The organism is Acinetobacter sp. 10FS3-1 (assembly GCF_013343215.1).
Lineage (GTDB): Bacteria > Pseudomonadota > Gammaproteobacteria > Pseudomonadales > Moraxellaceae > Acinetobacter > Acinetobacter lwoffii_C.
Genome location: NZ_CP039143.1, coordinates 2,412,292 through 2,434,775 on the forward strand (window position 1 = coordinate 2,412,292; position 22,484 = coordinate 2,434,775).

At 44.4% G+C, this 22,484-nt stretch carries 16 protein-coding genes, 6 tRNA genes and 3 rRNA genes; 9 read left to right on the forward strand and 16 right to left on the reverse strand.

The genetic code is table 11. The features are described 5' to 3' along the window. Nucleotides 1-200: 200 nt before the first annotated feature. From E5Y90_RS11335 to pdxA, 3 genes are read right to left on the reverse strand one after another with little or no spacing between them, the layout of a single operon-like run. Nucleotides 201-1,046 carry a symmetrical bis(5'-nucleosyl)-tetraphosphatase gene (locus E5Y90_RS11335; protein WP_174660238.1) on the reverse strand — a complete coding sequence of 282 codons (846 nt, stop codon included), beginning with the start codon at nucleotides 1,044-1,046 and terminating at the stop codon, nucleotides 201-203. A 4-nt stretch (nucleotides 1,047-1,050) separates the two neighbouring features. Beyond that, entirely contained in the window at nucleotides 1,051-1,863 is an 813-nt protein-coding gene (rsmA, locus tag E5Y90_RS11340) for a 16S rRNA (adenine(1518)-N(6)/adenine(1519)-N(6))-dimethyltransferase RsmA (RefSeq protein ID WP_151205292.1), read from the reverse strand. A 30-nt stretch (nucleotides 1,864-1,893) separates the two neighbouring features. Continuing rightward, the gene (gene pdxA / locus E5Y90_RS11345; RefSeq protein WP_174660239.1) at nucleotides 1,894-2,862 is read right to left on the reverse strand and encodes a 4-hydroxythreonine-4-phosphate dehydrogenase PdxA; all 969 of its coding nucleotides are present in this window, start codon (nucleotides 2,860-2,862) and stop codon (nucleotides 1,894-1,896) included. A gap of 665 nt (nucleotides 2,863-3,527) precedes the next feature. On the opposite strand from pdxA, the gene rplM reads away from it, so the two are divergent. The 5 genes from rplM (at nucleotide 3,528) to E5Y90_RS11370 (ending at nucleotide 6,474) form a co-directional block, all read left to right on the forward strand. Next, entirely contained in the window at nucleotides 3,528-3,956 is a 429-nt protein-coding gene (gene rplM, locus E5Y90_RS11350) for a 50S ribosomal protein L13 (RefSeq protein WP_151205294.1), read from the forward strand. A 12-nt stretch (nucleotides 3,957-3,968) separates the two neighbouring features. Further along, complete coding sequence (gene rpsI / locus E5Y90_RS11355; RefSeq protein ID WP_151205295.1) at nucleotides 3,969-4,355, forward strand: 30S ribosomal protein S9; 387 nt, start codon at nucleotides 3,969-3,971, stop codon at nucleotides 4,353-4,355. A 354-nt stretch (nucleotides 4,356-4,709) separates the two neighbouring features. Then, complete coding sequence (locus E5Y90_RS11360; protein ID WP_151205296.1) at nucleotides 4,710-5,363, forward strand: glutathione S-transferase N-terminal domain-containing protein; 654 nt, start codon at nucleotides 4,710-4,712, stop codon at nucleotides 5,361-5,363. Nucleotides 5,364-5,372: 9 nt separating this feature from the next. Further along, complete coding sequence (locus tag E5Y90_RS11365) at nucleotides 5,373-5,801, forward strand: ClpXP protease specificity-enhancing factor (protein WP_151205297.1); 429 nt, start codon at nucleotides 5,373-5,375, stop codon at nucleotides 5,799-5,801. Between the two features lie 19 nt (nucleotides 5,802-5,820). Next, the gene (locus tag E5Y90_RS11370; protein WP_174660240.1) at nucleotides 5,821-6,474 is read left to right on the forward strand and encodes a hypothetical protein; all 654 of its coding nucleotides are present in this window, start codon (nucleotides 5,821-5,823) and stop codon (nucleotides 6,472-6,474) included. 454 nt (nucleotides 6,475-6,928) lie between these two features. Here E5Y90_RS11370 and rrf read toward each other — a convergent pair. The 5 genes from rrf to E5Y90_RS11395 all read right to left on the reverse strand — a co-directional run bounded on the left by rrf (nucleotide 6,929) and on the right by E5Y90_RS11395 (nucleotide 12,272). Further along, nucleotides 6,929-7,043 (reverse strand): 5S ribosomal RNA (rrf, locus tag E5Y90_RS11375). A gap of 189 nt (nucleotides 7,044-7,232) precedes the next feature. After that, nucleotides 7,233-10,125: ribosomal RNA gene (locus E5Y90_RS11380) — 23S ribosomal RNA — on the reverse strand. Between the two features lie 346 nt (nucleotides 10,126-10,471). Next, nucleotides 10,472-10,547 (reverse strand) — tRNA-Ala (locus tag E5Y90_RS11385). 48 nt (nucleotides 10,548-10,595) lie between these two features. After that, nucleotides 10,596-10,672 (reverse strand) — tRNA-Ile (locus tag E5Y90_RS11390). 59 nt (nucleotides 10,673-10,731) lie between these two features. Next, nucleotides 10,732-12,272, reverse strand: a 16S ribosomal RNA gene (locus tag E5Y90_RS11395). The 16S, 23S and 5S rRNA genes sit together here with 2 tRNA genes alongside, the layout of an rRNA operon. Nucleotides 12,273-12,771: 499 nt before the next feature. Here E5Y90_RS11395 and E5Y90_RS11400 point away from each other — a divergent pair. The 4 genes from E5Y90_RS11400 to E5Y90_RS11415 all read left to right on the forward strand — a co-directional run bounded on the left by E5Y90_RS11400 (nucleotide 12,772) and on the right by E5Y90_RS11415 (nucleotide 15,924). Next, nucleotides 12,772-13,272 carry a YfiR family protein gene (locus E5Y90_RS11400; RefSeq protein WP_227548238.1) on the forward strand — a complete coding sequence of 167 codons (501 nt, stop codon included), beginning with the start codon at nucleotides 12,772-12,774 and terminating at the stop codon, nucleotides 13,270-13,272. Between the two features lie 5 nt (nucleotides 13,273-13,277). After that, nucleotides 13,278-14,492, forward strand: coding sequence for a sensor domain-containing diguanylate cyclase (locus tag E5Y90_RS11405; RefSeq protein WP_151205246.1), 1,215 nt, complete (start codon nucleotides 13,278-13,280; stop codon nucleotides 14,490-14,492). 14 nt (nucleotides 14,493-14,506) lie between these two features. Next, nucleotides 14,507-14,983, forward strand: a complete 477-nt coding sequence (locus E5Y90_RS11410; protein ID WP_174660241.1) for an OmpA family protein — start codon at nucleotides 14,507-14,509, stop codon at nucleotides 14,981-14,983. A 77-nt stretch (nucleotides 14,984-15,060) separates the two neighbouring features. Then, on the forward strand, nucleotides 15,061-15,924 hold the full coding sequence (locus tag E5Y90_RS11415) for an IS982 family transposase (RefSeq protein WP_174659411.1): 864 nt from the start codon (nucleotides 15,061-15,063) through the stop codon (nucleotides 15,922-15,924). 150 nt (nucleotides 15,925-16,074) lie between these two features. Here the strand turns inward: E5Y90_RS11415 and E5Y90_RS11420 are convergent. From E5Y90_RS11420 to secA, 8 genes are all read right to left on the reverse strand, one after another. Further along, nucleotides 16,075-16,151, reverse strand: a tRNA-Pro gene (locus E5Y90_RS11420). Between the two features lie 17 nt (nucleotides 16,152-16,168). Next, nucleotides 16,169-16,244: transfer RNA gene (locus E5Y90_RS11425), tRNA-His, on the reverse strand. Between the two features lie 34 nt (nucleotides 16,245-16,278). Continuing rightward, nucleotides 16,279-16,355 (reverse strand) — tRNA-Arg (locus E5Y90_RS11430). Nucleotides 16,356-16,389: 34 nt separating this feature from the next. Next, nucleotides 16,390-16,466, reverse strand: a tRNA-Pro gene (locus tag E5Y90_RS11435). Nucleotides 16,467-16,618: 152 nt separating this feature from the next. Continuing rightward, on the reverse strand, nucleotides 16,619-17,686 hold the full coding sequence (gene nadA, locus E5Y90_RS11440; protein ID WP_151205248.1) for a quinolinate synthase NadA: 1,068 nt from the start codon (nucleotides 17,684-17,686) through the stop codon (nucleotides 16,619-16,621). A gap of 157 nt (nucleotides 17,687-17,843) precedes the next feature. Further along, nucleotides 17,844-19,064 (reverse strand): bifunctional glutamate N-acetyltransferase/amino-acid acetyltransferase ArgJ, encoded by a 1,221-nt coding sequence (argJ, locus tag E5Y90_RS11445; RefSeq protein WP_174660242.1) that lies wholly within the window; start codon nucleotides 19,062-19,064, stop codon nucleotides 17,844-17,846. Nucleotides 19,065-19,224: 160 nt separating this feature from the next. After that, entirely contained in the window at nucleotides 19,225-19,578 is a 354-nt protein-coding gene (locus E5Y90_RS11450) for a hypothetical protein (protein WP_174660243.1), read from the reverse strand. Between the two features lie 135 nt (nucleotides 19,579-19,713). Then, nucleotides 19,714-22,440 carry a preprotein translocase subunit SecA gene (gene secA / locus E5Y90_RS11455; protein WP_174660244.1) on the reverse strand — a complete coding sequence of 909 codons (2,727 nt, stop codon included), beginning with the start codon at nucleotides 22,438-22,440 and terminating at the stop codon, nucleotides 19,714-19,716. Nucleotides 22,441-22,484 lie beyond the last annotated feature (44 nt).

Sequence of the window (22,484 nt, forward strand, 5' to 3'; positions counted from 1 at the left end):
GTTTAGCGCAATTCATTTAAAGATGTTAATGAACTAAAACTTAAAATCGGGGGAGAGCTCGTATTGTATGCAGAGCTTTTATAGGGGTATAGGATATAACAGCGGCTGGGCAATCCACCTTGACCAGATCTGACTTCGTTACCCACTCAAGCTATAAATGATAAAAAAGCCACGTTTAAGTGGCTTTTTTATGTGGGGCGTCATGCGACCGGATTATCAATGGCAAACATCTGCTGATCTTCAAGACGAAAAGCCATTAACTGATGGCCCCAGACACAACCACCATCTACGTTTTGAATTTTTTCAGTAATTGTTTGGCCTTGCAGGGCAGCCCAATGACCAAAAAGAATCTGATGGGTCTGTGCCGCAGGCGACTCAAACTCGAACCAGGGTTTAAAGCCTTCCGGCATCGGATCATCCAACGCGTCTTTAAAACTATAATCCAGACGTCCTGCTGCATCGGTTAAACGCATACGGGTCAAATAGTTAACGATACAGCGGATCCGTTCATGCCCTTCAAGCTGATCCGACCATAAAGATGGCTCTTTACCAAACATCTCATTCAGGAAAGCATCCACAATTTCAAAGTCATCATCAGCAATGACTGTTCCGACTTCCTGGGCCAGCTCAGCCGTTTTAGCCGCATCCCATAGTTTTGGAATACCGGCATGAGTAAGAATGGTCTGTGGATTTGGAAACAGGCAGAGTGGCTGTTTGCGCAACCAGTCAATCAGATCATCACTGTCGATGGCATCAATCACATCACGGACATTGTCCTGATCTTTAATCGGTTTAATCCCACGTGCATAAGCCAGTAAGGTCAGATCATGATTGCCCAACACCGTTGCAGCAGCCCCATAATCAGCCAGCTTTTTAACAAAACGCAGTGTTCCCAGCGAATCTTCTCCGCGCGCCACCAAGTCGCCAGCAAACCAGATAAAGTCCTGATCAGGATCAAACCGAATTTCTTTCAGTAAGGCTTTCAAGGCTGCAAAACAGCCCTGCACATCACCAATCACGTAATTGTATCGAACCATGCGTGCCATAAGATTAATTTACCATTTGATCTGATAATGCAACAAATTGAGCCAGTGTCAGGGTTTCTGGCCGCGCCATCGGATCGACCCCCGCCTTTTCAAAGCCTTCTTCTGCCAGCATTCCTTTCAAGCTGTTACGTAAGGTTTTACGACGCTGGGTAAATACATGCGCGACCAGACGTGCCAAGGCTTTTTCATTTTTCGCCACAATCGGTTTAGTTACATAAGGTTCTAAACGGAATACTGCAGAAGTGACTTTTGGCGGGGGATTGAAGGAGCCTGGTGGGACTTCAAACAGGAAAGTCGGCTTGCAGTAATATTGAATCATCACCGACAAACGGCCATATTCTTTGCTATTCGGCACGGCCGTAATACGATCTACCACTTCCTTTTGCAGCATAAAATGCATGTCTTTGACTTTTTCACCAAATTCCAAGAGATGAAACAGTAGAGGTGTTGAAATATTATAAGGTAAATTACCCACGACACGTAACGGGCGACCTTCCTGAAAAAGTTCAGTAAAGTCATATTTCAACGCATCGGTTTCTACAATGGTTAAGCGTTCAGGATAAGGCACACGACCCGGTAAGCCTGCTGCCAGGTCACGATCCAGTTCCACCACCGTCAAGGCATCACATTCACCAATTAACGGAGAGGTTAAAGCAGCCAGACCTGGTCCAATTTCCACAATATTGTCACCAGGACGCGGGTTCACAGAACGGACAATTTTAGCAATGACACGTTGGTCATGTAAGAAGTTTTGACCAAAACGCTTGCGCGTATGATGCCCTTCATCTTTCGGGTTTAAGGCATTAATTTGATACATAGACATTTCCAACGTGTAAAAAAGACAAGATCACTGACGCGCCAGATCCAGCGCTAAATCCACAGCTACATGCAAGCTTGAGCTTTTTGCAAGACCACTACCTGCGAGGGAGAGAGCTGTGCCATGATCGACCGAAGTACGGATGAACGGTAAGCCCAAAGTAATATTGATGGCTTCACCAAAGCCCTGAGATTTTAACACAGGTAAGCCCTGATCGTGATACATCGCCAGAACTGCATGGGCATCTTTTAAATTTTCCGGCGTAAATAAAGTATCGGCAGGCAGGCTCAGACTGAGGTTAATACCCTGAGCACGATAACTTTCCAGCACCGGATTAATCACTTCGATTTCTTCCATACCCAAATAACCACCCTCACCTGCATGCGGATTCAGGCCACACACTAAAATATGCGGATGCTGGATTTTAAATTTGGATTTCAAGTCATGAATCAGAATATCAATTACCTGATGCAAGCGCTCAGGTGTAATAGCCTCTGCCACTGCACGTAAAGGTAAATGTGTGGTGGCTAAAGCAACACGCAAGGTTTTGGTGGCCAGCATCATTACCACGCGCGGCACGCCCGCAAATTCCTGGTAATATTCGGTATGTCCACTAAAATGAATCCCGGCTTCATTCATCACGGACTTCTGTACGGGAGCCGTTGCCACGCCCACACTTTTGCCCGTCATGGCATAATCAGCCGAGCGACGTAATTGCTCCAGCACATAGGCGGAGTTATACGGATTCAGCTCTCCTAAAATAACCTCCTGTTCTAAAGCTACATGCTCCACATAAAGCTGGCCTTTTTCTGACGAACAGCTTTGTCCTGTATATTCAACCAGCTTCACCTGCTGGTTCAAACAGTGTGCCCGGGCTTCTAACAGGCTCATATCTGCCAGCACCACCACCGGCCGTTCATCCACACGTTCTGCAAGGCTTAAACAGATATCCGGACCTATACCCGCAGGTTCACCACTTGTCACATATAAAGGCAGCATGATTGACTCAAATTAAAGCATATGCCTCAAGTATACCGCCTGCAGATTCCATATTCATGCCTATTAAAAAGCTATCTGATATCAATAAGAGCTGGAATATGTCCCAATTCAGACACAATGCTGACACAAAGTTGTAAGACAAAAAGAATCAGATAAATGAATCATGACTAAGCAGATAGCAACATAACCCTGAGCATTCAGCAACAGCATACTGATACTGACTGCACTCTACATTAGCACCGGTAGCAGTGGTAAATATGAATTAAGATATATCCACAATCTTGGTAAATGCATCCATTCCAGAAGCAATGCCATAATCAATTCCAGTGCCTACAGAGATAAAAAACGGAATACGCCGCCAAAGCTGAATTTTGCAAATTTAGAAATCGTAAAGTCGGCTGGCTAATCTATTTTAGCCACCTTCTCAGCCTTATTTTCGAGGGAAAGGTCCATTCTTTTTATCCTGATTGTTATTTTGATCGTGGTTGAAGGCTTAGAAAAGCGGAAGTTTCATTACTTCCTTTTCTTTATGCTCTACTATATAATGCAGCGCTTGGAATTCTTAATTTTCATTTGTGATTCTTCACGTATTCGTTTAGAATCTCGTCTCCTTTTTGTTTGGACAGCTTCCGTAGTCCAAACCAACTATAATAGGTAGTGGTTTAATGAAAACTCTCAGCGCTAAGCCAGCTGAAGTTCAACACGACTGGTACGTTGTTGATGCTTCTGGCAAAACTCTAGGTCGCCTTGCGACGGAAATCGCTCGTCGTTTACGCGGTAAGCACAAGACTTGTTATACTCCTCACGTTGACACTGGCGACTACATCGTTATTATCAATGCTGAGCAAGTTCAAGTGACTGGTAACAAGGCACTTGATAAGAAATACTATCGCCACACTGGTTTCCCTGGTGGTATCCGTGAAACTAATTTTGAAAAACTAGTTGCTCACAAACCAGAAGAAATCTTCCAACGCGCTGTAAAAGGCATGTTGCCAAAAGGTCCTCTTGGTTATGCAATGATCAAGAAAATGAAAGTGTACGCTGGTGCTGAGCATCCTCACACAGCTCAACAGCCACAAGTTTTGGACATCTAAGGGATACAGCACATGGCTACTAATTATGGTACAGGTCGCCGTAAGACCGCAACTGCACGTGTTTTCTTATCTGCTGGTACTGGTAAACTCGTAATCAACAACCGTTCACTTGAACAATACTTCGGCCGTGAAACAGCTCGTATGATCGTTCGTCAACCTCTAGAGCTTCTTGAAGCAACTGAGAAATACGACCTTTACATCACTGTTGCTGGTGGCGGTATTGGTGGTCAAGCAGGCGCTATCCGTCACGGTATTACTCGTGCCCTGATCGCTTCTGACGACACACTGAAGTCTGCTCTTCGTCAAGCTGGTTTCGTTACTCGTGATGCTCGTGAAGTTGAACGTAAGAAACTTGGTTTACGTAAAGCACGTAAACGTCCTCAATTCTCTAAACGTTAATTCGTTTACCGGATTGGACAAAAAGCCCTGGATTATCCAGGGTTTTTTTATGGCTTATTTATTTTCATCCAGTTTGATTTCTTAGTGCTTATTGCTCATGTATATCCCCTCCCCAAACCCCTTCATGACACCAAAAAGATTTACTGAAATAATAATGCGCTACACCAAGCAAAACAAACAGCGATACTACCCCCCTTTAATTTAAAGAAGCTGATTGAGCATTTTTTAGCATATTTTCCTTTAATTATTTTCTTATAATTTAAAGAGACAAATATCAATTCATCTTTGATGCTTGGTGCTTTTTGGGGCGAATTTTAGTATCCTAGTCCATCCATTAGAATTTGCTCAGGATTTATGACAGTCGAAAGTGCGCCTCTTCAAGGAATTACCTTATATAGTCATGCCGATGACTTTCGCTCCCATTGGATCCGCTACGTACTTGCCGAAAAACAAATAAAATACAACCTGATTTTAGTCGATCATGACGATGCAGATCTGGCCAGCCTAAATCCGTATAACCAGCTTCCCATGCTGATTGAAAATGAGCTCAAGCTCTTTAATAGCAATATTATTTCTGAATATCTGGATGACCGTTATCGCCAGAACAAGCTCTATGCCGATGCACCCATGCCGCGTGCAGAACAGAGACAGTATCTGTGGCGTTTTGAGCATGACTGGCTAAAACTGGCAGATATTATGTTGTGTCATCCTGATACGTTGGACCTGCAAGCACGCCAGCAGGCACAGCACCAGCTACGCGATATCCTGATTTCCCTGACACCGCTGTTCCAACATTTTCCTTATTTTATGTCAGAGCACTTTAGTATCCTGGACTGCATGCTGTCACCCGTTTTTGTGCGTTTGCCAAGTATGGGGGTAGAATTACCCAAACAGCAATGCCGACCATTTTACTTATATTGTCAACGTATTTTTAGTCGCCCTGCATTTGTCAAATCCATGACCTTGCAGGAAAAAAACCGTTATCAAAAGCAATTGTCGAACCTATAGAGAACTCCCATGTCTGAACCAGAATTCAACTTAAGTCCTACCCGTCCTTATATGGCGCGTGCAATCTATGAGTGGATTTGTGATAACAATATGACACCTTATCTACTTGTCGATGCAACCCAGCCTCATACCATGGTACCAGAGCAGTTTGTTAAAGATGGGCAGATTGTTCTGAATATTGTGCCTCATGCGGTTCATGCCCTAAACATCAGCAATGACAACATCAGCTTTTCTGCACGTTTTGGCGGTGTCTCGCGTGATATTTACGTACCAATGGCAGCAGTAGTAGGGATTTATGCCCAAGAAAACGGTCAAGGCCTGTTCTTCGACCCAAGTGAATATGAGCATATCCAAAATGAAGAAGATGCTTTAAAATCAAGCACTGAAAAGCAACCTGAACCAACCAAGAAAAAACCAACGTTAAGGTTATTAGATTAAATAAAAATGGAGCAAGTGCATGGCTTTTGATTTGGTACAATATTTTGTTGAACAGATAGAAACTCAAAAGCCTGAGCTTCTACAAAACCATACAAAAGAACAAAGACGAGAATATATTTCTGAAATTAATGCGCTGACTTTAGGTAAATTAATTACACAGTGGCGCGATAATCCACAGAAAATTTATAACGAAATCACGCATCCTGATGAACTTTATATTCTGGAGATTTCCCGTCATCTCACCACACGTCCGGAAAATAAATCAGATCTGCCACGCAGCGAGCTTGAGCATCTCAGCGCTGAAATTTTTCATTTGCAATTGTCTGAATTAAAACAATTGCATGACACCGCCAATCATAACCTGAATAGCATTCAGGAATTGCTGCTGGGTCAGATTGAGCATTTGTCAGGTCAGACAGATGATTGGGTTTGGGCAACAAATAATCTAACGGAGCTTAAAGGCTCTAAACCCATTCCTCAAGAAGAGCTATCATTAGAGATATCAATGAAGGAGTTTAATCACATGGTTAACCAAAATACTCAGCATGTTGCAGTTGAAGCAGAAGAAGTTGTCCTCATCAATGTGCCTGGCTGGGCAAAAGTTTTAGAGCCTGTTGTTGCAATTGTGATTTTATGGATCTTAGCAAGTGCTTTAATGCAATTATTTGCATAAGCAGCTCCTCAACTTTTGTAATACCCGGCTAAACCTCTAATACTTTAGAGTATTAGGGGTTTTATATTTAGAGTGCTATACCACGTCCGAATTAAACATAAATAGGCTAATACAGCTAACCGTCGACCTCCAAAATACTTCCCTAACTAAAATCATCTTCTCTAGCTCAAGTGCCAATAGCCATTATTTAAATGTCATTCAGATAAATAGCTGTAAATCAGCACCCTAATAGATGAAATACTGTAGACAAGCGATGATTTGAACCTAGGCTTCTGTTTGTGCGCCATCCTGCATCATAATTGATGTTTTTATAACATCGCTCCTAAAAACTATGAACCTAAATATTTGGAGGTGAATGCTGCGGATGATTCATAGAAATAGATAACCATCTATTTCTTTTCTTTTTATAAAAAAGAAATCCCCCTGCTGATTAGCAGGGGGATTTTGAATAATGAGCTGGCGATGACTTACTCTCACATGGGTAACCCCACACTACCATCAGCGCAAAGAGGTTTCACTTCTGAGTTCGGGAAGGGATCAGGTGGTTCACTCTTGCTATGGTCGCCAGCACAACTGTTTATGGACTTGTTCGGGTCTTATCTGACTGCTTTGCAGTGTTTGCCTTACTTGGTACCAAATAGAATACATTAACAGGGATATCTGAGTTGAATATTGTCTTACTAACGAGCTTCTGAATCAAGCTGCTTTGCTGGATATCGAATCAATTGCGCTTTATACAACAACTGTTTGGGTGTTGTATAGTCAAGCCTCACGAGCAATTAGTACTGGTCAGCTTCATGTATCGCTACACTTCCACATCCAGCCTATCAACGTCGTAGTCTTCAACGGCTCTTTAGGAGACATAAAGTCTCGGGGAAATCTTATCTTGAGGTAGGCTTCCCGCTTAGATGCTTTCAGCGGTTATCCCTTCCGAACATAGCTACCCGGCGATGCCACTGGCGTGACAACCGGTACACCAGAGGTTCGTCCACTCTGGTCCTCTCGTACTAGGAGCAGATCCTCTCAAATTTCCAACGCCCACGGTAGATAGGGACCGAACTGTCTCACGACGTTCTAAACCCAGCTCGCGTACCTCTTTAAATGGCGAACAGCCATACCCTTGGGACCTGCTTCAGCCCCAGGATGAGATGAGCCGACATCGAGGTGCCAAACACCGCCGTCGATATGAACTCTTGGGCGGTATCAGCCTGTTATCCCCAGAGTACCTTTTATCCGTTGAGCGATGGCCCTTCCATACAGAACCACCGGATCACTAAGACCTACTTTCGTACCTGCTCGACTTGTTGGTCTCGCAGTTAAGCGCGCTTTTGCCTTTATACTCTACGCGTGATTTCCGACCACGCTGAGCGCACCTTCGTACTCCTCCGTTACTCTTTAGGAGGAGACCGCCCCAGTCAAACTACCCACCAGACATGGTCCTCGTCCCGGATCACGGGACAGAGTTAGAACCTCAATATTACCAGGGTGGTATTTCAAGGATGGCTCCATGGCAACTGGCGTCGCCACTTCAAAGCCTCCCACCTATCCTACACAGGTAAGATCAAAGTTCAATGTCAAGCTGCAGTAAAGGTTCACGGGGTCTTTCCGTCTAGCCGCGGGTACACCGCATCTTCACGGCGAATTCGATTTCACTGAGCCTCTGCTGGAGACAGCGCCGCCATCATTATGCCATTCGTGCAGGTCGGAACTTACCCGACAAGGAATTTCGCTACCTTAGGACCGTTATAGTTACGGCCGCCGTTTACTGGGGCTTCGATCAAGAGCTTCGCTTACGCTAACCCCATCAATTAACCTTCCAGCACCGGGCAGGCATCACACCCTATACGTCCACTTTCGTGTTTGCAGAGTGCTATGTTTTTAATAAACAGTTGCAGCGGCCTGGTTTCTGAGGCTGCCAGCAGCTCAAGGAGCAAGTCCTATCACCACCGGCAGCGTACCTTCTCCCGAAGTTACGGTACCATTTTGCCTAGTTCCTTCAGCAGAGTTCTCTCAAGCGCTTTGGTCTACTCGACCTGACCACCTGTGTCGGTTTCGGGTACGATTCCTGTGTAACTGAAGCTTAGAGACTTTTCCTGGAAGCATAGTATCAGCCACTTCACCAGTAAACTGGCTTGCTATCAGTTCTCAGCATAGAGCACCCCGGATTTGCCTAAGATGCATGCCTACAACCTTTCACCTGGACAACCAACGCCAGGCTGACTTAACTTACTCCGTCCTCTCATCGCATTACACAGAAGTATTGGAATATTAACCAATTTCCCATCGACTACGCCTCTCGGCCTCGCCTTAGGGGTCGACTCACCCAGCCCCGATTAACGTTGGACTGGAACCCTTGGTCTTTCAGCGAACGGGTTTTTCACCCGTTTTATCGTTACTCACGTCAGCATTCGCACTTCTGATACCTCCAGCAGACTTCTCAATCCACCTTCATCGGCTTACAGAACGCTCCCCTACCACTTACGCATAAGCGTAAATCCGCAGCTTCGGTACTATATTTTAGCCCCGTTACATCTTCCGCGCAGGCCGACTCGACTAGTGAGCTATTACGCTTTCTTTAAAGGGTGGCTGCTTCTAAGCCAACCTCCTAGCTGTCTATGCCTTCCCACATCGTTTCCCACTTAATATAGATTTAGGGACCTTAGCTGGCGGTCTGGATTGTTTTCCTCTTGACTACGGACGTTAGCACCCGCAGTCTGTCTCCCGGATAGTACTCATTGGTATTCGGAGTTTGCATCGGTTTGGTAAGTCGGGATGACCCCCTAGCCGAAACAGTGCTCTACCCCCAATGGTATTCGTCCGAGGCGCTACCTAAATAGCTTTCGGGGAGAACCAGCTATCACCGAGTTTGATTAGCCTTTCACCCCTATCCACAAGTCATCCCCCGGCTTTTCAACGACGGTGGGTTCGGTCCTCCAGTTAGTGTTACCCAACCTTCAACCTGCTCATGGATAGATCACCCGGTTTCGGGTCTATACCCAGCAACTAAAACGCCCTATTAAGACTCGATTTCTCTACGGCTCCCCTATTCGGTTAACCTCGCTACTGAATATAAGTCGCTGACCCATTATACAAAAGGTACGCAGTCACCGAACAAGTCGGCTCCCACTGCTTGTATGCATGCGGTTTCAGGATCTATTTCACTCCCCTCACAGGGGTTCTTTTCGCCTTTCCCTCACGGTACTGGTTCACTATCGGTCAGTCAGGAGTATTTAGCCTTGGAGGATGGTCCCCCCATATTCAGACAAGGTTTCACGTGCCTCGCCCTACTCGACATCATTATCTAAGCCCTTTCGTGTACAGGACTATCACCCACTATGGTTGCACTTCCCAGAGCATTCCACTAAAACTTAGATAACTTAATGGGCTCTTCCCCTTTCGCTCGCCGCTACTGAGGGAATCTCAATTGATTTCTTTTCCTACGGGTACTGAGATGTTTCACTTCCCCGCGTTCGCCTCAATAACCTATGTATTCAGTTATTGATACCTACCTTATGGTAAGTGGGTTTCCCCATTCAGACATCTCCGGATCACAGGATATTTGCCGCCTCCCCGGAGCTTTTCGCAGGCTATCACGTCTTTCATCGCCTCTGACTGCCAAGGCATCCACCACATGCACTTAATTACTTGACTATACAACCCCAAACAGTCGTTCATCCCTACAAGCAGGATGAGCAACATGATTAACCAATCTCTCAGTCAATCACACAGTTGGCGTTTGTGCACTTAAGCACTGTACAGCTTCAATTAGATTCATATACCAAAACGCTTGATTCAGTTAATTTCGCTAGTTCTCATTTCAAGTACAGTCATTAACAGGTAATAAATTACTGTTAACTTCCGTTCTATCTATGAGTATGAACAAATTATTTCAACTCAAATATATGCTGTTAATGATTTTTCTAGCCTTCGTCAGGTCTAGAAACTGTGATAAATCACAGAGGTTAACAAGTATAAACTTACTAAGCTCTATAATCTATGGTGGAGACTAGGAGAGTCGAACTCCTGACCTCCTGCGTGCAAAGCAGGCGCTCTACCAACTAAGCTAAGTCCCCAGCTTATCATTTAGATTTAATGTTTCTGATTTTCTGTTTCATGGCAGATGGTGGGTCTGACAAGACTTGAACTTGTGACCCCACGCTTATCAAGCGTGTGCTCTAACCAACTGAGCTACAGACCCTCAGATACATCAATGAAGAACAACTTGTTGTGGATTCTTACCAATCGTCAATCTTTCGTTAAGGAGGTGATCCAGCCGCAGGTTCCCCTACGGCTACCTTGTTACGACTTCACCCCAGTCATTGGCCACACCGTGGTGAACGTCCTCCCGAGGGTTAGACTATCCACTTCTGGTGCAACAAACTCCCATGGTGTGACGGGCGGTGTGTACAAGGCCCGGGAACGTATTCACCGCGGCATTCTGATCCGCGATTACTAGCGATTCCGACTTCATGGAGTCGAGTTGCAGACTCCAATCCGGACTACGATCGGCTTTTTGAGATTAGCATCACATCGCTGTGTAGCAACCCTTTGTACCGACCATTGTAGCACGTGTGTAGCCCTGGCCGTAAGGGCCATGATGACTTGACGTCGTCCCCGCCTTCCTCCAGTTTGTCACTGGCAGTATCCTTAAAGTTCCCACCCGAAGTGCTGGCAAATAAGGAAAAGGGTTGCGCTCGTTGCGGGACTTAACCCAACATCTCACGACACGAGCTGACGACAGCCATGCAGCACCTGTATCAGAGTTCCCGAAGGCACCAATCCATCTCTGGAAAGTTCTCTGTATGTCAAGGCCAGGTAAGGTTCTTCGCGTTGCATCGAATTAAACCACATGCTCCACCGCTTGTGCGGGCCCCCGTCAATTCATTTGAGTTTTAGTCTTGCGACCGTACTCCCCAGGCGGTCTACTTATCGCGTTAGCTGCGCCACTAAAGCCTCAAAGGCCCCAACGGCTAGTAGACATCGTTTACGGCATGGACTACCAGGGTATCTAATCCTGTTTGCTCCCCATGCTTTCGCACCTCAGCGTCAGTATTAGGCCAGATGGCTGCCTTCGCCATCGGTATTCCTCCAGATCTCTACGCATTTCACCGCTACACCTGGAATTCTACCATCCTCTCCTATACTCTAGCCCCCCAGTATCGAATGCAATTCCCAAGTTAAGCTCGGGGATTTCACATCCGACTTAAAGAGCCGCCTACGCGCGCTTTACGCCCAGTAAATCCGATTAACGCTCGCACCCTCTGTATTACCGCGGCTGCTGGCACAGAGTTAGCCGGTGCTTATTCTGCGAGTAACGTCCAGCACTCCTGGGTATTAACCAGGGTACTCTCCTCCTCGCTTAAAGTGCTTTACAACCAAAAGGCCTTCTTCACACACGCGGCATGGCTGGATCAGGGTTCCCCCCATTGTCCAATATTCCCCACTGCTGCCTCCCGTAGGAGTCTGGGCCGTGTCTCAGTCCCAGTGTGACGGATCATCCTCTCAGACCCGTTACAGATCGTCGCCTTGGTAGGCCTTTACCCCACCAACTAGCTAATCTGACTTAGGCTCATCTATTAGCGCAAGGTCACAAGTGATCCCCTGCTTTCCCCCGTAGGGCGTATGCGGTATTAGCGCTCCTTTCGGAACGTTGTCCCCCACTAATAGGCAGATTCCTAAGTATTACTCACCCGTCCGCCGCTAGGTTCCAGTAGCAAGCTACCTTCGCCCCGCTCGACTTGCATGTGTTAAGCCTGCCGCCAGCGTTCAATCTGAGCCATGATCAAACTCTTCAGTTTAAAATCAGTAGTGCCTAAAGGACACCAATCTTGGCTCATCAATTTTCTGACAAATTCTCTCAAATAAACTTCGAGTAATTTAAACCAATCAATCAATGATAATATTTCGATCAATCAACCAGTAAAAATCCACACAAGTTGTTCTTCATAATCTCTTAATGATCTTCTTGCTACTTCGTCAGCAGCAAGCTAGGTCGGCTATGTTACGCTTTCTTTGTAGAAAGTCAACCAGTAAATCCAATTATTTTTAAACTCATTCAAGACACCTAAACTCAACACCTTGTGCTAAATCCTTGTTTCCTAACAAGTTTTAATCTTCATCACTGCCGATGGATGTGCATTCTACAGCATTTAAGAGAGCTTGCAAGTACTTTTTTTACATAAATATTACGAATGGTGTATTTTTATACTAATTTACCGGAACTGCATCTTTTTGCTCTATTATTACTCAAAGAATTTCATTAAAATGCGAACTAATCCTCATTTTTTAAACATTTTCATGCACAACTCACTCAGAAAGTTATTTTTACTAGTAATAGCTATAACCTTCTGTTTTAGTTTAAAAGCCAACTCGGTTCAAAATTCTTATCAAATCACAGTTTCTATACTCAGTTATGTGAAGTGGCCTGTATCCACCCCAAAGCTGTGCGTCTTAGATGACGGCAATGCTTATACCCAGCTTAAAAATCAGCTCAGACACTCCAATCTCCTCATGGAGACTAAATTACTTACAAGTAATCAAATTAAAAATACCATTTGTCATGCAGTTTTTTTTAGTCAGTCTACTCCAGAATTTGAACAACACATTATTAATCAATCTGCGAATAAGCAGGTCATTACCTTCAGCACCTCAAATGTAGAATGTGAAATTGGTAGCACGTTTTGCCTCATGTATTCCAAATCGGGGAATGCCATTTTCAAGGTGAATCTGGATAGTTTGACTCGCTCCAAAGTGCATATAGATCCCCGTGTATTACTGCTTGCACGTAATCAGGAGTGATATGAATGATTAATAATTTTTATAAATCAACCTCCTTACAACAGTTATTCAAGAAATCACAATTTACAATTTTTGCTATTACTTTTCTGATTTCGACTTTAACCTTGGTCAGCATTTCAGTGCTGACTGTAGAATCTTCTGCAAAGCAGAGTCTGCAATTGATCAGTCAAACAGCTGCTGAACGTATTCAACCTGCTCTGGTTTTTAATGATCGAGTGACTATTTCTAAAATACTGATTGAATACACCAACGATTATCATATTCGCTATATTGGGCTATACGACCAGAAGCAAAACCTGTTAGCGAAAAGCCAAAAAGACAATGATTACTATTATCCGCTACAAGCTTTGTTTGATCGCATTTTTCTGAGTGAAGCTATAGAGGTCCCTGTTTACCATCTCGGTAAAAATATCGGTACAGTGGTTGTATACGGTAGTTCCGCACAAATACTAAGTTTTATTATCAAAGTATTTTTCGGTCTGATGGTGGGCATACTGTTCATTCTTTTCACTTTAGCCAAGTCCGTTAATTCAACTTATCGCTTTATTATGCAATCGATTTCGCCACTGATTCAGATTGCCCATTTAATCAATCAACAAAATGCGTACAATCTGCGCTTTCCCCAAAATGATATTAAAGAATTCAACGAATTGAATATGGTATTCAATCATTTGTTAGAAGAAATTCAAGCCTGGAATACTCATTTGCAAAACGAAAACCATGCGCTTTCTCATCAAGCCTTGCATGATTATCTTACAGAACTCCCTAACCGCAATTACTTTTATCAAGAGTTAAGCAAGCTGTTTAGCAGAATTCCCCCTGCGCCTTCTGCCCTGATTTATGTAGATAATAATAATTTTAAACAGATCAATGATGAATATGGGCATGTGATTGGAGATGAGGTCCTGAAGGAAACAGCCAGAAGATTAAAACACAATATACGCCAGACCGATTTTGTGGCTCGTCTCGGCGGAGATGAATTTGCCATTATTCTCCATGATATGACCCGCGTGGATCAATTGACTTCAATCGCTAAAAACCTTATTCAGTGTTGCGAGGAGCCTTTAATCCATAATGGACAAATAATTTCTTTTAGCTTTAGTTTAGGTATATCCATCAGTATTAATGCTGCTGATGCAAAAGAATTAATCATGCAAGCCGATCAGGCCATGTATCAAGCAAAATCATTAAAACACCACTGGTGTATTTACCAAAAATGATCACAGGTAAGACTATGCATATGATAAAAACTTCAATTATTCTTCTACTTACCACCTTGTTAAGTGCCTGCTTAAGCTTTGGGCCACTTAATTATCAACAAACAAAAATGTTGAAAAAGGAAGGTTTTGTGCTAACAGAAGAGGGCTGGAGTCTAGGCTTACCAGAAAGCCTGATTTTCAGTTTTGATCATTTCATTATTACTGCCCAGCAAAACCAGGAGCTCACCCGGCTGGCACAACAGCTTAAAAGCTATAAGCTGGAAAAGCTGAACATTATTGGCCATACGGATGATATCGGTGACCCCACCTATAACCTAGAGCTCTCTAAAAACCGTGCATCCAATGTGGCAGATATCTTCCTTCAACAAGGTTTTAATCCTAAAAACATTCAGGTTATCGGGCGCGGTTCATCACAACCTTTGGTTCCCAACAACTCAAATAAAAACCGTGCTGAAAATCGAAGAGTCACTATTAACCTGAGTTCGATATAAAAAAGAGTATAAAAAAAAGCCTTGTATTTGTAACATATTGGTTATCAAGACAAAATGTTATAAAACAAGGCTTTTCAATGGATCATATTACCGAATTATTTTGTATTTTGGATGATTTCTGCAAAAAATTTAATAAATCTTTAGAGAAAGCTTTAATTTCTGATCAAAAATCCAGGCTAAAAAAGTCAGCTTTAAGCTTGTCTGAAGCAATGACCATTGTCATTTTATTTCATCAATCCGGGTTTAGATTCTTCAAATATTTTTATTGCCAAATGATCGTTCCATTCTGGAAATCTGCTTTTCCTAAACTGCTTAGCTACAACCGATTTATTGAAATTATGCCCCGTTGTTTGCAGGCTCTGAGTAGTTTCTTCCATCAAGTAAAAGGAAAAGATACGGGAATCAGTATCATTGACTCCACTAAATTGGTAGTTTGCCATAATCTTCGGATTAAAAGGCATCGTGTATTTAAAGGTTTGGCAGGTCGTGGAAAAAGTAGTACGGGGTGGTTTTATGGTTTTAAATTACATTTGGTTATCAATAATTTAGGTGAAATAATTAACCTCAAACTGACATCAGGAAATGTTCATGATGTTGCTATATTAGATTCTTTAACTCAAGAATTAAAAGGGATCCTACTCGGAGACAAAGGCTATTTGAGCAAAGCAAAAGCCGAAGTTTTAGCAGCAAGAGGACTGAAAATATTGACCCCATCACGTCGGAATATGAAAAACAAACCTATCCAAACAGAAGAAGAAAAACAATTGCTTTGCAGAAGAGGATTAATAGAGACAGTGAATGATCAATTAAAAAATTTACATCAACTTGAACATTCACGTCATCGTTCGGTAAATAACTTCATGGTGAATATCATGGCTGCTGTAGTGGCTTATTGTTTGAATCCCAATAAGCCAACTTTCCAAAATATGTTAAAAGGCTAAGTGGATTTCATCGAACTCAGGTTATTATTATCGTGCCTTAAAAGTATGTCTTGTTGAAAGCTCCCCTTGGAGCTTTTGGTTTTTATAAAATTTCAGACACAAAAAAACCGCTTTACGCGGTATCTTTTATTTCAACCATCTTTGTATAGATGGTCGGAGCAGTAGGATTCGAACCTACGACCCCCTGGTCCCAAACCAGGTGCACTACCAGGCTGTGCTATGCTCCGATTTCAACTTTAAAAGTTGGGGTGAATGACGGGATTCGAACCCGCGACAACTGGAATCACAATCCAGGGCTCTACCAACTGAGCTACATCCACCATTACATTTGGTTCTTGATATCAAGCGACCAAATGGCGCGCCTGACAGGATTCGAACCTGTGACCATCCGCTTAGAAGGCGGATGCTCTATCCAACTGAGCTACAAGCGCGTTACTGATGTAAACATCATTTGCCTTGAAGAATTGGTCGGAGCAGTAGGATTCGAACCTACGACCCCCTGGTCCCAAACCAGGTGCACTACCAGGCTGTGCTATGCTCCGATTCATCTCAGCTTTTGTATCGAACTATCGTTCGGTACGGTGTGCATTCTAGGCGTGACGCCCAAAGACGTCAACACCTATATTTAAAAAAAATCAAAAAAACACTTCAAGCGTTTATTTATCAAGCATTTCAGACATTTTTTATACAAACCCTAGCGCTTTAAGCTGGCACTAAAATTCAGCATACGATCTAAAGGCAGCTTTGCACGCTGCGCCAGCACAGGATCTACCTGAATTTCCTGATTACGCTGTTGCAGAACCTGTAAAATTCCATCCAGTTCATTCATCGCCATCCATGGACAGTGGGCACAGGAACGGCAAGTTGCGCCTTCTCCGGCAGTCGGCGCCTCAATCAGGATTTTTTCTGGAACAGCCTGCTGCATTTTATAGAAGATACCGCGGTCTGTGGCTACGATCAGACGTTGATGTGGCAATGTTTGTGCTGCTTTAATCAGCTGTGAAGTGCTTCCAACTGCATCGGCAACATCTACCACCGATTCTGGTGATTCAGGATGAACCAGAACCGCTGCATCAGGATACATCGCTTTCATCTGAGCAATGCCACGCGAACGGAACTCCTCATGCACAATACATGAACCATCCCAAAGCAACATTTCTGCACCTGTTTTTTTCTGGATATAGCGTCCCAGGTGTTGATCTGGCGCCCAAATGATTTTCTCACCCAAGCTATCTAAATGCTCGACAATCTCAACGGCACAGCTAGAAGTTACCACCCAATCGGCGCGCGCTTTCACAGCAGCTGATGTATTGGCATATACCACTACTGTATGATCAGGATGTGCATCACAAAACTTGCTAAACTCATCAACTGGACAGCCCAGATCCAGTGAGCAGGTCGCTTCAAGTGTCGGCATTAACACGGTTTTTTCAGGAGAAAGAATTTTCGAGGTTTCCCCCATGAATTTAACTCCGGCCACAACCAGAGTGGATGCCGGATGGTCTCGTCCAAAACGTGCCATTTCTAGCGAATCAGAGACACAGCCTCCAGTCAGTTCAGCCAGTTCCTGAACTTCAGGATCGCAATAATAATGTGCGACCAATACAGCATCCTGCTTTTCAAGCTCTGCCTTGATCTGTGCAAATTTTTCCTGTTTTAGCTGTTCAGTCAGCTGATGTTCCTTAGGTTCACCTAAACGGTCTAAATGCGCCTGCACAATCGACTTTGCTTCATTGGCTATTAAATTGGTCGCATTATTCATAACAACATCTACTCTTTTATCTTTACTGCTTGCCCCAAAGGCAACCATTTACCCTATTCACCGGCCAGATGTGGCGGTCTGCTATTTTTGACCGGTCATTAAAACATTTGAGATATAAAAAAGCCCCCACGCGAGGAGGCTTGAGCAATCATCTGCACTATGAACGATAATCTGCATTAATCTTGACATAATCATAAGACAGATCACAGGTATATACTGTGTCTTTTGCCTTACCACGTCCCAGATCCACACGAATCATCATTTCAGCCTGCGCCATGACACGCGCACCCGCTTCTTCAGTGTAGTCAGCTGCTGCACCACCATCTTTGCAGATTTGTACATCATCTAACCAAACCTGAATTTTTGCAACGTCTAAATGCGCCACACCGGCATAACCAATCGCCGCCAGGATACGCCCCCAGTTTGGATCAGAAGCAAAAATAGCGGTTTTCACCAATGGAGAATGGGCAATACTATAAGCAACATCGCAGCATTCCTGAGTATTGGCACCACCTTCTACCGCTACAGTAATAAACTTGGTCGCCCCTTCACCATCACGCACAATCAGGTGCGCTAAACGCTTCATGGTACGCATGAGCACTTCTAGAACCACGGCATAACGCGGATCTTCAACAGAAGATATTTCCGTGCCTCCCGCCTGACCAGTTGCAATAAAAATACAGGAGTCATTGGTAGAGGTATCGCCATCGATGGTAATACGGTTAAAGGATTGATTAACTGTGATGGAAAGTAACTGTTGTACCAGTTCACGGCTAATTGGCGCATCCGTTGCCACATAGCCCAACATGGTCGCCATATTCGGGCGAATCATCCCGGCACCCTTGGAAATACCCGTCATGGTATAGCGAATACCATCCATCTCGAACTGTTCAGAAGCACCTTTTGGCGTGGTATCTGTGGTCATGATTCCAGTTGCTGCATCTCCCCAGGCATCATCACGCAATGAATCCAGGGCTGGCTGCAAGCCACTAAGCAAACGTTCTATAGGCAACTGTTCACCAATCACTCCGGTCGAGAACGGTAACACCTGTTCTGGGTTCACTCCAGCAAGCTTTGCCAGCTGGGCGCAGGTGGCTTCTGCATTGGCCATACCCGTTGCGCCAGTGCCCGCATTCGCGTTTCCGGTATTAATGACTAAATAGCGTGGATTTCCCGCTGCCAGATGTGCCCTAGAAACATGCACCGGCGCTGCACAAAATGCATTCTGGGTAAATACCCCTGCAACATTGGAGCCTTCAGCTAGCTCAAATACCACCAGGTCACGTCGGTTCTGGTAGCGTACATAGGCTTCTGCCGAACCAATTTCCACCCCTTTTACCACATGCATCTGTGGCATAGATACGTCACCAACTGCCATTTCTCATTGTCCAATGTTGAAGTTTATAAAAAGACAGCTTAGTTGATCTGGAATAAAAAATCGAGCCAAAGCCCTGCAATGTATGGTGATTTATCATAGGTTTTCACAATAAAAAACCAGTCTCAGGGACTGGTTTTTTAATTTCTGAAAAAATTCAGACTTAGTTTTTTGCAAGTTGCGCTGCTTCACTCAGTAAAGCCTGTTTGGCCTGCTGCTGGCTGGCTGCCGAAAGCGCTGGGTTAGATGCCACAATGCGATCAGCATTGGCCGCATTTGCAGCAGCAATGGCTTCAGTTTGCACTACAATCGGGCTGTTCTGGTTGTTAAACGTATAGCGGATACCCGTACGTGGACTCGCTACAGTAACTCGGCCATCTGCACCCACTTCAACCTGCGTACTGGTTGGTCCAATCGCTTGCTGAACCTTAGTGAGGGTTGTTGTTCCCGTTTCTGCAAAACTTAGAGCAGGAGTTGCCAAAGCAGCCATCATGAGTGTTTGTAATACTTTTTTCATTGTCTATTCCACTTTTCGGTGCTGAATGAGCCATTTAATACCATTTAACCATCAGGACTGCAAATGGTATTCCGACTCTGAAAAATATTTATACATAAAATTTCAGAGCCCGCAAGCTCTGAGCGTCAAAGATGTTTAGAGCTTGCCATGACACTGTTTGTACTTCAGGCCTGAACCACATGGACACGGTGAATTACGGCTGGCTGGTGCTTCAAATACCGGCGCAACCGAATTGATCGGAGTATTCGGCTCAGCTCTCATCTCCTCACCTTCTGTCAGCAAGCCATCAAACTCTTCATGAGACAGTTGCAGACGCATTGCTTCTGCTTGAGCCTGTTGTTGGGCTTCCATTTCAGCCAGTTCTTCTGGCGTTGGCACATGAATACGTGACAGATCAGTCACCACATCAGATTTAATTACACCCAACATATTCACAAATAGGTTGTAAGCTTCTTTCTTATATTCCTGCTCTGGGTTTTTCTGGGCATAGCCACGCAAATGGATCCCTTGACGCAGATAATCCATCGCCGCCAGATGTTCTTTCCAATGACGGTCCAGAGAGTTCAGCATGAAATGGCGTTCCAGTGAACCGGCTGACTCAGGTCCCATCTGCTCACGACGTGAACGGTAACGATTGAGGACTTCGTCACTAATACGCTCGACCAGAGACTCTTCATCCAGACGACGATCCTGCTCCAGCCACTGGGCAATCGGCAGGTCAATCGATAATTCTTCACGCAATGCCAGTTCCAAGCCTTCAATATCCCACTGGTCATGAATCGACTCAGGTGGAATATAGTTGGCAATCATGCCCTGCATCACTTCACGAATCATCTCTTCAATATAATCTTGCAGTGAGCTTTCTGCGAGAATTTCATCACGCTGAGTGTAAATGATTTTCCGCTGTTCATTATTAACATCATCATACTTCAACAGGTTTTTACGGATGTCAAAGTTACGTGCTTCTACTTTACGCTGGGCATTTTCAATGGAACGTGACACCATTTTGTGCTCGATGGCTTCATCTTCCTGCAAGCCCATCGCACGCATCATACCGACCACGCGATCACCGGCAAAGATTCGCATCAGGTCATCTTCAAGTGATAAATAGAATCGGGATACACCCGGGTCACCCTGACGGCCAGCACGACCACGCAGCTGGTTATCAATACGGCGTGATTCATGGCGTTCAGAACCAATAATATGCAGACCACCCGAAGCCAATACCGCTTCATGGTTGGCTTCCCACTCAGCTTTTAGACGTGTTTCGTCTTCAGGGGTCGGATTCTCAATTTTGGCGAGTAATGCTTTCCAGTTACCCCCTAATAAAATATCGGTACCACGACCGGCCATATTGGTCGCAATAGTAACGGCACGCGGTGCACCAGCTTGCGCAATAATATCTGCTTCACGTTCATGCTGCTTGGCATTCAAGACTTCATGCTGAATGCCTGCAGCTTTTAGTTTCTCCGAAAGAATTTCAGAAGCTTCAATAGTTGCAGTACCAATCAGGATCGGGGCTACACCTGCTTCATGCACGCGCTGAATTTCTTGAATAATCGCGTTATATTTACCTTCACGATTTAAATAGATCAAATCGTTATGGTCTTTACGCACCATTGGTCGATGGGTTGGGATAATCACCACATCCAGGCCGTAAATTTCTTTCATTTCCGCAGCTTCCGTATCTGCAGTCCCGGTCATCCCGGATAATTTTTTATACAAACGGAAATAGTTCTGGAAAGTCGTGGTTGCCAGAGTCTGGTTTTCAGGCTGGATTTCCAGACCCTCTTTCGCCTCAACGGCCTGATGCAGACCTTCAGACCAGCGACGGCCCGGCATGGTACGACCAGTATTCTCATCCACAATGATGACTTCACCATCATTGATAATATAATGGACGTTACGCTGATAGAGATAATGCGCACGGATTGCCGCGGTTACATGATGCAGCAGGTTCAGGTTAGCAGCGGAATAAAGACTCTCGCCCTCTGCCAGCAAGCCCATTGTAATCAGTTCACTTTCGATGGTTTCAAAACCGACTTCGGTAATTTCTACAGAGCGCTGTTTCTCATCTACCCAGAAATGCCCGCCATCCGGCACTTTTTCTTCTTTTTGTGCTTTTAATTTTGGTGGAATGCTGTTGATAGCCGCATACAACTGTGAAGAATCTTCACTTTGACCTGAAATGATTAAAGGTGTCCGTGCTTCGTCAATCAGGATCGAGTCCACCTCATCGATAATCGCATAAGGCAGGCCACGCTGTTTTTTCTCAGCCAGCGAGAACACCATGTTGTCACGTAAATAATCGAAACCGAATTCGTTGTTGGTTCCATAGGTGATGTCGGCACGATAGGCTTCTGCTTTCTCGGCCGGATTTTGCATGGAATAAATAATTCCAATGCTTAAACCCAGAAATTCAAATAATGGACGGTTCAGCTCGGCATCACGTTGTGCCAGATAATCGTTTACCGTAATGACATGTACACCCTGACCACTGAGCGCATTCAAATAACAGGCGAGTGTGCCCATCAGCGTTTTACCTTCACCCGTACGCATTTCGGCAATTTTACCTTCGTGCAAGGTAATACCACCAATCAGCTGTACATCATAGTGGCGCATGCTCATGACACGTTTAGCCGCTTCACGACAGACCGCAAATGCTTCAGGAAGTAATTTATCTAGGCTTTCACCTTTATTATATCGTTGTTTGAATTCTTCAGTTTTTGCAGATAAGTCTGCATCGCTAAGGGCAGATATCGTCGGCTCGAGCGCATTAATCTTGTCTACGATTTTACGCATGCGTTTGAGTTCACGCTCATTTTTGGTACCGAAGATTCCTCCGATCAGACTTGCCAACATGAATAGACTCTCTAAATCTTGCTTATCAAATGAATATGTTCTTA